10 protein-coding genes are annotated in these 14,485 nt (G+C 57.4%); 2 read left to right on the forward strand and 8 right to left on the reverse strand.

Annotated elements, in window-relative coordinates; translation table 11 throughout:
* Positions 1–2: 2 nt before the first annotated feature.
* From Pla52nx_RS00995 to Pla52nx_RS01015, 5 genes are all read right to left on the reverse strand, one after another.
* Positions 3–1,658 carry a putative manganese-dependent inorganic diphosphatase gene (locus Pla52nx_RS00995; RefSeq protein ID WP_146517699.1) on the reverse strand — a complete coding sequence of 552 codons (1,656 nt, stop codon included), beginning with the start codon at positions 1,656–1,658 and terminating at the stop codon, positions 3–5.
* Complete coding sequence (locus Pla52nx_RS01000; protein ID WP_146517700.1) at positions 1,658–2,314, reverse strand: flavoprotein; 657 nt, start codon at positions 2,312–2,314, stop codon at positions 1,658–1,660. Before Pla52nx_RS01000 ends, Pla52nx_RS00995 begins: the two co-directional genes overlap by 1 nt.
* 478 nt (positions 2,315–2,792) lie before the next feature.
* The gene (gene clpX / locus Pla52nx_RS01005; RefSeq protein ID WP_146517701.1) at positions 2,793–4,073 is read right to left on the reverse strand and encodes an ATP-dependent Clp protease ATP-binding subunit ClpX; all 1,281 of its coding nucleotides are present in this window, start codon (positions 4,071–4,073) and stop codon (positions 2,793–2,795) included.
* A 398-nt stretch (positions 4,074–4,471) separates the two neighbouring features.
* On the reverse strand, positions 4,472–4,672 hold the full coding sequence (locus Pla52nx_RS01010; protein WP_146517702.1) for a hypothetical protein: 201 nt from the start codon (positions 4,670–4,672) through the stop codon (positions 4,472–4,474).
* Positions 4,673–4,958: 286 nt separating this feature from the next.
* Positions 4,959–6,134, reverse strand: a complete 1,176-nt coding sequence (locus Pla52nx_RS01015; protein ID WP_146517703.1) for an alpha/beta hydrolase family esterase — start codon at positions 6,132–6,134, stop codon at positions 4,959–4,961.
* A 602-nt stretch (positions 6,135–6,736) separates the two neighbouring features.
* Between Pla52nx_RS01015 and Pla52nx_RS01020 the strand changes: the two genes are divergently transcribed.
* The gene (locus Pla52nx_RS01020) at positions 6,737–6,931 is read left to right on the forward strand and encodes a hypothetical protein (RefSeq protein WP_146517704.1); all 195 of its coding nucleotides are present in this window, start codon (positions 6,737–6,739) and stop codon (positions 6,929–6,931) included.
* Positions 6,932–7,090: 159 nt separating this feature from the next.
* On the opposite strand, the gene Pla52nx_RS01025 is transcribed toward Pla52nx_RS01020, so the two are convergent.
* The 3 genes from Pla52nx_RS01025 to Pla52nx_RS01035 form a co-directional block, all read right to left on the reverse strand.
* Positions 7,091–8,398, reverse strand: a complete 1,308-nt coding sequence (locus Pla52nx_RS01025) for a DUF1501 domain-containing protein (RefSeq protein WP_146517705.1) — start codon at positions 8,396–8,398, stop codon at positions 7,091–7,093.
* Entirely contained in the window at positions 8,395–12,000 is a 3,606-nt protein-coding gene (locus Pla52nx_RS01030; protein ID WP_231741556.1) for a DUF1553 domain-containing protein, read from the reverse strand. The genes Pla52nx_RS01025 and Pla52nx_RS01030 overlap by 4 nt, the downstream gene beginning before the upstream one ends.
* A 74-nt stretch (positions 12,001–12,074) precedes the next feature.
* On the reverse strand, positions 12,075–13,097 hold the full coding sequence (locus tag Pla52nx_RS01035; RefSeq protein WP_146517707.1) for an extracellular solute-binding protein: 1,023 nt from the start codon (positions 13,095–13,097) through the stop codon (positions 12,075–12,077).
* Between the two features lie 30 nt (positions 13,098–13,127).
* Here Pla52nx_RS01035 and Pla52nx_RS01040 point away from each other — a divergent pair, with 30 nt between their 5' ends.
* Positions 13,128–14,450 carry a hypothetical protein gene (locus tag Pla52nx_RS01040; RefSeq protein WP_146517708.1) on the forward strand — a complete coding sequence of 441 codons (1,323 nt, stop codon included), beginning with the start codon at positions 13,128–13,130 and terminating at the stop codon, positions 14,448–14,450.
* Positions 14,451–14,485: the final 35 nt, after the last annotated feature.

Here is a 14,485-nt window from a genome sequence, read left to right on the forward strand (position 1 = left end):
ATTCACGCCGATGCCGGGGTTGATTCCAACAGGCTGATGATCAGAGGCAGGAGCTGTTTTTTGCGACTGACGACCTCGTTGAGCTTGTACAACCGGTCTTCCAATTCCGGATAGTTGATGTCCTCCCAGCCGTTGGGCTCGCTGCTCATCAACAACAAACTGCCGTTGCTGGCGATGTCGGTGATCAACAGAGAGGAGAACTCCAAACGATGTTCTTGGGCCAATCGACACAAGGCGTCGGAAAGTTCGTCCTTGCGTTGCCAGAACAGGTCGAATCCGATTTCTTCGATTTGTGAGATCGAGAACCGCCGGCCGCCTTCTTCGAATTCTTTGCAGTCCTCTCGGACGACCTGATCGGGAGTACGTGTTCGCAACGCCGAGCCGACTTCAAAGAATTCGTTGGCAAATTCATCCAGGCGGACCTTGCAATGCGTTTGCAACCACTGCAACAAGTCTCGGTCGGTGTCCGTGGTGGTGGGCGATCGCAGATAGAGTGTATCACTGATCATGCCCGAAGCCATGCACAGTGCGATTTCGGGACCCGGTGCGATGCCCGCTTGTCGAAACATTTTTGCGACCAACGTGCAAGTCGAACCGACGGGCTCCATCGTCAATCGCAGGGGCCGCGACGACCGCAGGGAGCCGCCCAGGCGATGGTGATCCAAGACCTCGACGATGTCCGCTTCGTCCGCTCCGGCGACCGCCTGCCCAATTTCGTTGTGATCAACGAGTACCAGTTCGCGTTGCGGCGGGTTGACCAAATCGCTCTTGCTCAGCACGCCGATCAGCTCGCCGTCTTCGATGACCGGAAAGACGGCTTGGGAGGAGCGAAAGATCGCCTGCCGTGCTTCGGCGACCGGCATCCTGGCCGGCAACGACATGAAATCCGTCGTCACCACACCGGAAATCAATTGTGCCGCCTTCATCCTCATCGTGGTCGTTGCGGTATCGAACGGACTCATGATCACCGAGATCCCGCGTGCTTGAGCGAGCTGGACCAAGCCACTGGACAACTCGTATCCACCGGTGACGACGAGGGCACGGACGCCGAGTTCCAAGGCGGGCAATTGAATGGTCGGACGATCGCCACTGACGACGACCAATTTGTCGGCCGGGAAGCTCTTGATGTGCTCGGTAAATCCACCAGCGCTCATCGCACCCACGCTGAGAATCAAATCATCCACGCGCTCGGGTTCGACCGCGTGTTGAAAACTGCCACCGAGCACCGACACGATCTTGTTCAAGTTCGTCGTCACCAATCGGGCTTGTGTGGGATCGACGCCGCTGTGCAGCACGAGTTCCAACAAGTCCAACAGATTGACCAAACCGATGACGCCTCCATCATCATCCACCACCGGAATACTGCGCAACCCCCGTTCGTCCATTCGACGGTACACGTCAAAGAACACTTCGTCGGACTTGGCCACGGTGACGTCACGCTGACAAACGTCTTCGATCACCGGACGAACATCCATGATGATCCGCGGAGGCGACACGCCGGCTTTCTGCAACGCGAACTCGGTGCGTTCGTTCGGGGCGCCGCAACATGCAGCGACCGCATCGGGCCGCGTCGTACGTCTCAGAAAATCCGCATAGGCGATCGCGCTGCAAATGGCATCGGTGTCGGGATTGCGGTGGCCAAATACCAACAGAGACATCAGGAGGATCCAGTCAAAGGTGTGTGCCGTGTGCAGTTCGTTTGGAACAGTTTTGTGATTGCGTCAAGGATGGTCTCTGGCTCGCTCATCCGCCCGGTTCCCAGAACTCGGCAACTGAGCCACCCCGATTCGGGGCCGACGAAATGGCAACCATCTTCCTGCAAGACTTGGACGTTTCGCTGAACCGCCGGCTTGTTCCACATCGGATCGCTCATTGCCGGTGCCAATAGAACGGGACAGTTGACTTGCAAGTAGAGCGTACTGATCAAATCATCGGCAATCCCGCCGGCAAACTTGGCCAACAGATTCGCGGTGGTGGGAGCGACCACCATCAAGTCGAGATCCTTTGCCAATTCGATATGCGGTCCCAGCGGGTACGCGGGATCAAAACCGCCCATCGCCACTTGTCGGCCGGACAGGGCAGCGAGCGTCGCCGGCCCCAGGAACTCGGTGGCCGATTTGGTCATCGCGGTGCGGACACGATGGCCTTGTTGAACCAGCTTGCTGCACAAGGCGGCGGACTTGAACGCCGCAATGCCGCCGCCAACGGCCAGCAGGATGTTTCGCGAGGGATCTGCTTCGCGCGAGGGGGCGGATTTCGATGGAGCACCGCCGGTTGGCGCATCGGAATCGCCGGCTGGCGGATTGGGTTTCATAACAGTAGTAAATTGGCAGCGGTGGAAATGTGTGTCACGCCGAAGCGATTCTACTCGTCCGGCGGCGAGACGACTAGCGAGCGACTTGTGGGGTCCTAGTGCATCGTCCAGTCTTAGAACGTGGGTTCGGTAGATGAACCGTTTTGGCGTTAGCCATGGTTTTCGTGACACAACCGTGGCTAACGCCAAAACGGCTAACCCCAAAATCAAGACTGGACGATGCACTAGCCTGGATTATTCACAACCCGACGCGTCAGCGAGGGATACTCGGTAAATCCCTCGCTGACGCGTCGGGTTGTGAAAAACAATCTGCATTTCCCAGCGATGCCATCGCTCAATCATCCGCATGAATCATCCGGGCTAGCCCGGATATGCAACGAAAAAACGCCGATGGCTCTCGGGGGCGAGCCATCGGCGTTTTGGGAAGTGTTGCCGGCGTGGAGCGTCAGCAGAAACTGTCTCTGATTGCGGGTGACAATCAGGCGCTCTTCGTGGTGGGCATCTGGAACAGTTTCTGCTTACCTTGGACCACGGTCTCGTCAATGGTGTAAACGCTGCCTTCCTCTTGCTCGGGCAGCTCGTACATGATGTCCAACATCACTTCCTCCAAAATGCCACGCAAACCTCGGGCACCGACGCCTTTTGCGAGGGCTTTGGCGGCAATTTGGCGTAAAGCCCCTTCGGTGAAGTTCAGCTCACACTTTTCCATTTGGAACAGTGCCTGGTACTGCTTCGTCAGAGCGTTCTTTGGCTCTTTCAAAACACGTACCAACGAATCTTCATCCAAGGGCTTGAGGTAGCTGACGACCGGCAGTCGACCGACCAACTCGGGGATCAACCCGAATTGCAGGATGTCTTCGACTTGCACTTCCGTCAGCAGATCAGCGGTTTCCTGTTCGTTCAGCTGACTGGTACCACTGCCAAAGCCGAGGGTCTTTTGCCCCAAGCGATCGCGAATGATGTCTTCGATGCCGACGAACGTTCCGCCGACGATGAACAGGATGTTGCTGGTATCCATTTGGATATACTGTTGCTCGGGATGCTTGCGTCCGCCCTGAGGAGGAACGTTGGCAACGGTGCCTTCGAGCATCTTGAGCAAACTCTGCTGCACGCCTTCACCGGAGACGTCGCGGGTGATCGAAACGTTCCCGCCCGTCTTGCCGATCTTGTCGACTTCGTCGATGTACAAGATCCCACGCTGGGCTGCTTCGACGTCAAAGTCCGCTGCGTGCAACAGCTTGAGCAACAAGTTCTCCACGTCTTCGCCCACATAACCCGCTTCGGTCAACGTGGTCGCATCGCCGATGGCGAAGGGCACGTCCAACATGCGAGCCAGAGAGCGAGCCAGCAAAGTCTTTCCGCTGCCGGTGGGTCCGGCCAACAGAATGTTGCTCTTTTCAATCTCGACGTCTGAATCCGAATCCCACTGACTGGTCAGTCGCTTGTAGTGGTTGTGAACCGCTACGGCCAAAACACGTTTCGCGGCCGATTGACCGATCACGTACTCGTCGAGATGCTCGACAATTTTTCGGGGCGACGGAATGTCGCTGAACAAAGACTTGCTCGGGCCACGACGACGCTGCTCCTGGTCCAAGATCGATTGGCACAGCTCGATGCATTCGCCACAGATGTAGACATCACCAGGTCCTTCAACCAGGGGGCCGACGTCTCGATAGCTCTTGCGACAAAAAGAACAGAAAGCGTTCTTCTTGGTTGACGAGGTGCTTCGACGTGAACTGCTATTTTCCTTCGAGGGCATACAACGACTCCTGTATGTGTCCGGCGGTCGCACGATTCCTATTCGGCCCACGCGATGAAGGAGAGGGAATGAAAGATTTCCAACTCGATCGTCACGCATCCCAGCCGAAAAAAATCGTCCACCCGCCGTCACGCTTCACACGGTTCGGCCCACAGCTGCAGCAAGTCTCGGTGATGGGTTGCTGTGAAGACGATGCGTTGTCGACGAGCGACACGGCATCGGCTTCAGAGCGGGAGGTACCACCAAATCGGTCTTCCGTACCGAATGCTTCAGCCCTGGTAGGGATCAACGGTTTCTATCAAGTTTCCGAAGCCGTAACGCCCTTTGGGAAATTGGGAGGGCTAACTTCGGAAAACGTTTATCGCATCCAGAATCAATGTCGTCCGACAATGAAAAGATCATTCAACAGTCGACTCTCCGTGTTTGGGAGGCGAGTCGACGTCCGAGACGCGGTCTCGAACATGATGCTGGGTTGCTGATTGTATTGTTCGGAATTCTTCTCGCGTGATGTCACCCTGTCGATGCATTTCTTCAAAGTTTGCCAGCATCTCAGAGGGCTCTTCCCGGTCCTGAGTGGTGTAGTCGCGCAACCTTGCCACGAGAAAAAATCCAGCCGCAGCCACGACGCTAATAACAAGTAATCCAGCCCCTGCCCGCACCATCGGATCGCTTAGGAAATCTGTTGCCATCACCCTGATGCATCGCCCTGTTGTATGGGCTGCCGGCTCGTGGAATGCTTGCTCGTGTTCGCTCGACTGACTGCACGTCAATGATAGGGGTGTCGCACAGAGAGGGTCCAGGATTTAAATCTTGATCTGCATCGTTTTTCGTGTTTCACGCATTTTCACGCTTCTCCGTGTTTCACACAAGCTCGATTTCAGGACGCTATTTCTCGCTCGACGGTTCGCCCCGGCTGACCTCGCGAAAGAAAGCCACGATCAGCTCCGGAGCCCGATCGGGATACTTGTGCGTTCCGTCATGCCGCCATACATAGAGTGGTGCCGATCGAGTCGACCGGTAGACCTCGGCGACTCCCTGCCAAGGCTGTGACTGCGAATCACAACCGTTGATCCGGCCGACTTGTGCAATGGTGAGCTGCTGGACCGCGAACAAAACCAAGGGGTCTTTGCGGCCGGCGATATGGAAAACCGGAATCGGTGGCGGCGTGCCCTTTCGCAACGCACCACTACCCGCCGCCGACGGCGCGATCGCTCGTAGCTTTTCACCACGAGCCGTCCATAGCAAATAGCTCATCGCCCCGCCGTTGGAATGACCCGTCGAGAAAACTTGCTCGGGATCGCCACCGTACTGCTTGATCACCGTCGACAACATGGCGTCAAAAAATGCCAGGTCCCGATCGCCCTGGTCTCCCTGCGTTTTCTGCCAACCGGCTCGCACACCCTGGGGATCGGTGATCCCCGGCGTGGGCAATCCGTGTGGATAAACCACGATCGCCTCCGGCCAAACCTGATGCAGATGAAACGAGCGGGCCGCCTGGGCCATCGAGCCGCCGTGACCATGAAATCCAAACACGATCGGTAAACGCCCGGCACCGCCACCGGTTTTCGCCCCTGATTCTGCCTGGGCTCCCGGTTGGGCGGATTTCGGCAGAAAGATCAGGGCCTCTCGTTTGACGCCCGCGATGCTCCATTCCCGGTGAATCGCCCCCTCCGGCACAGGCGTTCCGCTAAGCCCTCCGAGCTTCTCGTTCAAGATCCGCATCTGCTCCGTGCCGAGAATCGACTCCACCTCCTTGCGAAGCTTCTCCAAAGCGGCTTCCCTGGACGGACCGCCCTGCCGCCCTGGCTGCCGACCGTCACGTGCTGCACGCCCAAACTCCAGCAAAGCCTTGCCGATGTCTCGACGCTGTGCCGCGTCCAAATCCAGTTCCGCGATCGCGTCGCGAAAGGATTTGCCCCGAGATGGCTGTCCGGCATTAGCATCCTGCTGCCCCAGCGAGAACTCGCAGTTCCAGCTCGATACAAGCAGCATGATACCCACGAGCAAAAGACGTCCGATGCGAACATAATAAAAACAACGGGGTTCGGTCAGGACTCTCATCGGCGACTCTCCATTGGGCGACTCTCCATTGGGCTTGGGGTGGACTGCTCAAAGTTTGGTGTTGTGTCTTTTTGGGTTTGGGCAAGTCTATGTCCCTACTGCCGGCGCTGCTGGTGGCCCCAGTGAGCCTCAGGCGCTAGCCGTGGGCCTGAGGCGGATTGTGGTGTCGGCCCACGGCTAGCGCCTGAGGCTCACTTTGATTGCGATCATGGGTGGATCAGGGTCAAGTCAAAAATCGGGACAATGTGAAAAGCCCTCCTTTGGTTAAACGTAGCCAGCCAATCGAACGAGACACTTAGCAGCGACGTAAGAGTCTGGTCAGGCCACAGTCTGGTTTCCATTTCCCCTGCTTCCTGTCAAAGCGTCATTGAGCCCCATTTTGTGGTCTCGATACTCCCCGACAGGGAAGCCCGCAGTGAAGATTCGTGGAAGCTTGTGTTTTGCGGTTCGCCGCTCCCGGACACGCGTCCTAAAATCAGCAGGGCTACGGAATCCCGCAGCTCACTCGTTATCCTTTTCAGGCTGTAGACGAATATTCCACTTTCTGGATTCATCCAATCGATTGCCTACAGCTCTCCTGCACCCCCATTCTAGGGAGAAGCATGCTCGTCAAACTATCAACCGAAGAAATCGTTCGCTCGCTTGAGGCTCTCTCGAAAGCATCCGAACCAACTGTCACTCCACCTCGAGACCGCCAAGCGGATTTGAACACGTTGGCCCAAGCCATCCGAGCTGACGCCAGTGAAAATACATTGCACTACCTGCTGCGTAGCAACACGTCCCACGACGGCGAGTGAGTTTTTGAACATAGGAGCGTAGTGGGATTCGCCAGAATTCCTCTCTTGAATCATGTGGGAATTCTGGCGAATACCATTACGAATAGAACGAAGCACCGCGGTCAGATCTCTCTGGTCGCGGTTTTTTCGTGCGCAATCCAGTCAGTCTAGAAAAGCAACTCAGCCCAATAACGCCTCAATCGGTTTGCCGCCGTCGACGATCGGCACGGGGCGGTCGCCGTCAAACAAGTTGATGCTCGGATCGATCCCCATCGCGGCCAAGATCGTTGCGAACATATCGGGCACCGACACCGGATCTTGCTCAGCCGACATGGCCAACTCGTCGGTCACTCCCCAAGCCCCGCAGTGACTCAGACCGCCACCGGCCAGCACCGCCGAAAAACATTTCGAGTGGTGACCGCGTCCGCCACCGGAATCAAACTGCGCTGGCCGCCCAAATTCGCTGTTGATGACGATCAACGTCTTGTCCAACAGCCCCACCGATTGCAAGTCCGTCATCATCGCCGTCAGAGACTGATCGAGCTCCTCGATCAGCAAGTGCTGGTTGAGCTGACCGTCGTTGTGCGTGTCCCAACCGGTGCCGTTGCGAAAATTCATGTTGTGGCTGACTTCCACGAAACGCACACCCGATTGAAACAAGCGTCGAGCCAACAAACAGCGTTGTCCAAAACCGTCGCCATACTCATCACGCAACGTCCCCGGTTCATTCTCCAGCTCAAACGCTTTCATGAAATCCGGTCCGCTCAAACGCAAACTCTCCGAGACGGCTTGATCGTACTGACGATAGACTTCATCGCCACCGAATCGCGTTCGTCCCGTGTCGCGTACAGCAGCCAACAGTTGCTCTCGCCGACTTTGACGTTGCATGTCGATGCCCGCGGGCCGCGCTAAACCTGCCGGTCCGCTTTCCACGTCAGTCAAGTAAACGAATCCTGCCTTCTGACCCAAAAAGCCTGGACCTCGCGTCAGATTCGGGTAACCGATCAGCATGTACGCCGGCACACCCTCGGCGGCCGCGCCACGTTGATCGGCGACGATGGAGCCCAACGACGGATACTGCACGGTGCCCGATGTCGGACGTCCGGTGTGCATGCGGTTGGTCGCCGCGGCGTGTTCGTCCACGACGTCGTGACCAACGGTCCTCAACGCAGTGACGTGTTCCATCATCTTGGCGGTTCGGCTCAAGTGCTGACAGACTTGCACACCCGGCACGGCCGTGTCGATCGCCGGGTAGTAGCTGCCCGCCTTGCGTGCCTTCGCATCGCCGACCTCCTTTGGATCGAACGTATCGATCTGCGCCATCCCGCCGCCCAGCCAAATCATGATGCAATGCTCGGCCTGTCCAAGTTTGGCAGGCGTGGATTGTGCTGCATGCTTAGCGTTACTCTCGGCGGCCAGGACGGAACTGGTCGCCGTCAGGGTCGCCGCGCAAGCCGCAGCGTCTTTCAAAAATCGTCGTCGTTTCATGGCACCATGATGAATTCGGGACTATTGATCAGCGCCCAGACCACGTCTTCGGCTCGCTGTCGCCACTGGCTCTCTAACCGACCGGTCGCAGGCGGACCCTTTCGGACCCGCTCCTGCATCTGAATCTTGATCACGTTGGCTTGAGTGTTCAGGTGGTTGGACCAAGAAACAAAGGGCAGCTGCTCGTCCGCTGCACTTTCCTCTCGTGGCGCCGCAACCACTCTCTCATCAAACCCATCCTGCAACGCCGTCGCAAACTGCTGACGCTCACTCTCGGTCGGCATGCGTGTCAGCAAACGCAAGAACAGTGTGTCGACCAACTGATCCACCGACCCCGCTGAAATCATGTCGTCGGTCAAACCTCTGTCGTCGCTCAATCGAGTCAGCCAGATGCCGACGGCTCCATTGGCCAGAACGCCCGGTTGAATCAAATTGGCGGATTCGTCACGACCACTGATCGGCTCGGGGCGTGAATCACGCCAGCCAAAGGCTTGCAGGACGTCGACGACCGCTGCCGCGGCGGGCAACGCCAAGCTGGGACGGTCTCGCTCATTGGCCAGGGTGGTGAACTCCCACGCGCGTCGAGGGAAGCCAAAATTGAGAAACGTCTCGGGCGGCAAGGTGCCTTCGATGTCCAACGTCAATTGGTCACTCAACAACGGTCGCCCGACCGCGTGAAAGGACGTGTCCACGATCTGTTCGGCCGTCATTCGCCGCCTCGTCGGACCGGCGAAGTACTCTTGCGACGTCGCGTCTGTCGCGGGCTGCCGCTGATACGCATGGCTGCTCATGATCGTCTTGATCAACGCTTTTTGGTCGTATCCGCTGCGGATCAGCTCGTCGGTCAAGTGATCCAGTAACGCAGGGTCGCTGGGCGGGTTGCCTTGCCAATCATCTGGCAATTCCACCAGACCACGCCCCATCAAACGAGTCCAAATGCGATTGGCCATGACAGCGGCGAATCGACGTGTGCCCGTGACGTGTGCCGCCAACGCTTCACGCGAATCAACACTCGCGGAAATCAACTCGTCGGCGATCGATTGTTCGAACTGCGCCAACGGCCACTCGGGTTGAATCTCCGTGCCCGGTTTCAAGGTGACCTTGATCAACGGCTTGCGCTGTTGAGCATCAAAGAAAGCGGCGGGGACACTGCTCGATTCGGGCAATTGAATCGGCTTGCGATCCAACATCGCGGCCATCTGAAACAAATCCGACTGCGTCCACTGGTGATACGGTGCGTCATGACATCGAGCGCACTTCAAATTCACGCCCAGGAACGCGGAACCGATGACGTGGGCCTTGGCAGCCATCGGGACGTCGTTTTGCGATGCGATAGAAAAACCGCCCGCACCGCCGCCCCACTTGCTGCCACGCATCACGATCAATTCGGTCGCGAAACGGTCCAGCGGCTTGTTGTCCCGCAACGCTTCGTGAATCCAAAACCGAAACGGTCCGGTGTTATTGAGCGTGGGTTTGAGCAAGTTGGGATTCTCCGCCAACACGTCTTGCCAATAGCCCACGCCATGATCGGCGAAACGGTCATCGTCCAACAATCGCTCGATCAGTCGCTGACGACGATCGTCCCGGTTGTCTTGCATGAACGTCTGAATCTCGGCAGTCGTGGGTGTCACTCCGACAGTGTCCAAATAGGCTCGACGAAGAAACGCGTAGTCATCCACGAGCGGCTGCACCTGGATGGACTTCTTTGGCAAGGCGGCGGGCATCTCTGCACCCTCTTGGATCCACTGACGTACCACTGCCTGCTCGGCTTGCGTCAATCCAGGACCTTGTGGCGGCATTCGATAGTCATCGGCATCCGCGGACACCAGTTCCATCAATAGGCTGGCATCAGGTTCGCCTGGAACGACCGCAGGGTCACCCGACTCACCGCCTCGCAAAATCGACTCGCGCGAAAGCAAGCTCAATTCGCCTTGCTGTTTGTCGCCATGACAACGCCCGCAATGTGTTTCCAAAATTCCGGCAACCTGATCGGTATAGAGGTGGCCGCCGGAGGCTTGACGCTGTTGGATCTGATCGTTCGTGAAGTCGATTCGTTGTGAGACCAGACTGTCGATGGTCGCGTCGCTTTGTTGACCGTCGATCAAACGCTCACGAGCCAATTGATGACGCGCCCGCCAGGCTTCGCGTTGCCCCGCGTCGGCCGATCGGCGAGCCTGTGTGTCCATGTGATCCAGCATCGCGTTCTCGTGCTTGACAAACCGCTGCCATCCTTCATCGGTCACGGGCACGGGTTGCTCGGACGCAACCAGTTGAAACATCTCGGGCGTTCCATCCGATGCCAACTTAGCCAGGGCAACCATCGTTTCACCAAACTCGACTCGATACTTTGGTCCACCCACCAGAACTTCGTAGGTCACCTGGTGAATGCCGCCGTCGCTGTGAAAGTCTGCGATTTGCTGATGGTCGTTCATGAAGGCCACACGCATTCCCCGCACCGGCACATCCGGCAATGGATCGACCACATGGTGGGCACCGGTTCGATTTCGCATTTTGGCCGTCGATGCAATTTTGACATCATCGACGATCAAGCGTGACAAACCTCGCGAACGAATCATCCACTGATAGTCACCGGCGGGCAGCGTGATATCGGCCATCGCGCGAACCACCATCGTCGGCTTGTCTTTCTCGGTCCAATCCATCCGCACCGCCCAATCGTCGTATCGATGCGGCAGACGTGTGAACGCAAGTTGATCCTGTTGCCACTGCAACTGAACGTCAGGGGCCGTGCGTGGAAACTCGCCATGCGCGGCGACTGGACCGGCTAACTGAACCAACACTTTGCCCGCGGGAACCTCGGGACGTTCAATCGGTTGGGGGACATAGCGGTATCGCTCCCGCAACGTCTCCGCCGGGACGACTTCGCGATACACGGCCAACTCGTCGATTTGTCCGTCGAATGAATTGCCGCGATTTCCGGCCATCGCCGAACCGACCCAAACATCATCCGAATCCACCACCGGTGGCACGGTCGTCTTGCCACCCATGTCCCATTTTCCCATGACCACTTTACCGTCGATCACGGCCTGAATGCTGTCCGGTTTTCCAAAGCAATAGCTAACGGCGACGTGATGCCAACCCGAGTCGGGGTCGAAGCCGTCGTTGCTGGTCCAACGATGCCAGTCGCCTTTGGCATCATCGGTGTCGCGTGAGTGAAACAGAAAGTTCACACAGGCTTGCCCCTTTTGTTTTCGCAGCCGGAACGCCCAGTTTTGGTTTTGGCTTTTGGCACCACTGCTAGCCGTCCGGCCTTTTCCGATGATGTAGGCATTGTCGCCGAGCGTCCGCACGTTCACCCAAGCTTCGACAGTGATCTCGTCGCCGTTGTCAAATCGCAGTTGCTCTTCGAGCGATTCATCGTCCAAACGCAGATAGCTCGGCGCGGCAAATTGGATCGCCGAGTTGGGGCCGCTGAAGACGGGATAGGCCGGCTCGCTCGGACCGTCAGCAGTCGTCTTGACTTCCCCGACCATCGTCGCGGGCAAGTCCGCGTCGTCAAAGGACCACTTCAGGGTCGCTTCGGCAGCGGGCAAGATCATGGCGGCCGCAGCAAGAAAAACACATGCCAAAAAGAGTCGATTCATCATCTACGCACCGGAGCGGGGTCACCGGGAAAGTGAAGGCGGGCCCCCATTGTAGCGTGAACCGTAGGCCCACGTCACGGAAACAATGCCAAAACTTCGGCGGACCATTTTTCCCAATCCTCAGCGGCGGCCTCAAAATCGACCTTCATCCACCGAACCGGATCGCTGGGCAGCACCCTGGGCGTGAATTCGCTTTCCCGACTCAGGGGCAACTGGCTGCTGTCACCCATCGCCAAACGATCTTCCGTTTTGGCTCGGACGAGGTGGTCGGCTAGTAAATTGGCAGCAACGCTGTGGGGAGCATTCTTCAGTACCGCCACGGTGTTGGGGATCCGCAGGGTCCCCGGCTGATCGGGCTGCTGATCAGGAAAAACGATCGCCACCGGACGCCCGAGATCTTTCTCGATGATCGCATCGTCCGTGTCGGTCAAACCCCACGCGACTTGACCGCTGGAGACCGCCAGGGCAACTTGCTTGTTTCCGGACAAGATCAACGCATTGTTTTGGATCTGCTTCAAGAACTCCAGTGTCTCGGAGCGTCCGTCTCTTTCTCTCAAAACGGCAAAGTGCGTTGCGGTGGTGCCGAACAACGGTCTTGCCATCGCACACCGCTCTTTCCAAATCGGATTCACCAAATCCCTGACGCTGGTGGGATAGTCCGTACGTTCGGCGACCAAGTCCGTGTTGATCAACAGCACGCGAGCCCGCGCAGCGAAACCACACCAACTGCCGTCACGAGCGATCATGTCCGTCGGCCATCCCGATTGAACGGCCCACTTTCGTGGCTGCAGAAGTCCGAGTTTTTGCAAACGGATCGTGTGCATGACTTCGTTGTTCCAAAATAGATCACACACCGGCGGGTCTCCTTCGGCGATGATCTGGTTGACCAAGCCGACGGTCTTGGTCGATTCGATGTCGTATTTCGCAATCACGCCCGTTTCCTGATCAGTGGAACGTTCAAACTCGGCCAAGATCGGCGCCGAGAATTCTTCGTCGAGTGCTGCGTAGACCACCACGTCCGATTCCGCCTTCGGTACGCAACCGCCAACGCAAATGCAGACGGCCAAAAGGACAGGAGCGATTATCGTTGTTTTCATGGTCAGGTTCCTGCGGCTACACTATTGGGAATGACGACCCATCGGATTGAAATCGAAACGCGACCACCATTCCAATCACTGTTCCGAGTGTACGTGACGACGTTCGTGTTGTTGGTTGTGTCCAATAACGTAAACGCACAACGCTTGGTTGGCGACGGGTTCGTGACCGCCTCAGGTCAGTATGTGACAATCACGGCTGATTTCGGAACCAAAGACTCGCTCTCAGATCTGGCCGCATCGTTTGATGCCGCAACGGGGCAGTGGCAGGCCTTTTGGCAATTGCCCGCCGGTTCGCTCGACTCTTTCCACGTGACCGCGTACATCATGCGGGACAAAGACGCATTCCGCGCCGCGAGATACTTGCAACCACAGCTACCCGATTTTCCGTTCGGCTATGCGGTCGGAAACACCGTTTGGGTGGTCGAGCAGCCGGGCGAGTACTACACACGGCACTTGCTCTTGCACGAAGGCGTCCACGCTTTGAGCTACGAGATCTTTGGCGGTGTCGGCCCCTCCTGGTTCGCCGAAGGCACCGCGGAACTGTTGTCGGTCCACACGGGAACGGGACCCAAGACCCAAGTCAACCGCGTACCGCTCAATCGCGACACGGTCCCGTATTGGGGACGCTTCAAAAAGATGGCTGAGAGACGCGACGAAAACAAAATCCCGACTCTCAGTACGGTTTTGGATTTCCCTGCGGACCTGAACGCCGATGTGGAAGCCTATTCGTGGAGCTGGGCCGCAGCAATGTTACTGAGCGAGTATCCGCAAACCGCTGACACGCTCCGAGCCGCCGCGTGGCAAGGAAATCAAATTGAGGAAGACTTTCGACACGACCTGATGCGTGAACTGAAACCCATCTGGCCGATCTTGGCAGCGCGATGGAGATTGCTATGCAACACGATTGATTACGGATTCGACTGGCAACGAGAACGCGTGCCATTGTCGATGAAAGATCCACAGTGGAATGGCCAGCCATTGAACGTTCGTGTCGCCGCAGACCAAGGCTGGCAGAGCATCGGCGTGCGATTACCGCCCGGTGCGACTGTGCGTCTGGAACCGACAGGTCAGTGTGAACTGGCACAGCAACCTAAACCATGGATCAGCCAGCCGCCGGGTGTCACCATCCGATACTACCGCGGTCGTCCACTCGGACAATTGTTGGCAACACTGGTACCCAATGTTCCCGAGCAAGGAAAAACGATGGAGCCGTTTGAGGTGATCGCCGTGGAGGAACCCACGACGATCGTTATCAAACGTCACTGCTGGTTGATGCTCCGCATCAACGACGACGTCGGTGAACTGGCGGACAATACCGGTGGGTACGACGTGGTGGTCCGACGAGGCGGTTAGTCGTTGGTTGTTGGTTGTTGGTTGTTGGTTGTTGG

Source organism: Stieleria varia, from assembly GCF_038443385.1.
Classification (GTDB): Bacteria; Planctomycetota; Planctomycetia; order Pirellulales; family Pirellulaceae; genus Stieleria; species Stieleria varia.

Bases quoted from the DNA above. Each gene is read 5' to 3' on its own strand.
- Pla52nx_RS01000 (WP_146517700.1), bottom strand. From the start codon at position 2,314: ATGAAACCCAATCCGCCAGCCGGCGATTCCGATGCGCCAACCGGCGGT.
- clpX (WP_146517701.1), bottom strand. From the start codon at position 4,073: ATGCCCTCGAAGGAAAATAGCAGTTCACGTCGAAGCACCTCGTCAACC.
- Pla52nx_RS01020 (WP_146517704.1), top strand. From the start codon at position 6,737: ATGCTCGTCAAACTATCAACCGAAGAAATCGTTCGCTCGCTTGAGGCT.
- Pla52nx_RS01015 (WP_146517703.1), bottom strand. From the start codon at position 6,134: ATGAGAGTCCTGACCGAACCCCGTTGTTTTTATTATGTTCGCATCGGA.
- Pla52nx_RS01025 (WP_146517705.1), bottom strand. From the start codon at position 8,398: ATGAAACGACGACGATTTTTGAAAGACGCTGCGGCTTGCGCGGCGACC.
- Pla52nx_RS00995 (WP_146517699.1), bottom strand. From the start codon at position 1,658: ATGTCTCTGTTGGTATTTGGCCACCGCAATCCCGACACCGATGCCATT.
- Pla52nx_RS01040 (WP_146517708.1), top strand. From the start codon at position 13,128: ATGACGACCCATCGGATTGAAATCGAAACGCGACCACCATTCCAATCA.
- Pla52nx_RS01030 (WP_231741556.1), bottom strand. From the start codon at position 12,000: ATGAATCGACTCTTTTTGGCATGTGTTTTTCTTGCTGCGGCCGCCATG.
- Pla52nx_RS01035 (WP_146517707.1), bottom strand. From the start codon at position 13,097: ATGAAAACAACGATAATCGCTCCTGTCCTTTTGGCCGTCTGCATTTGC.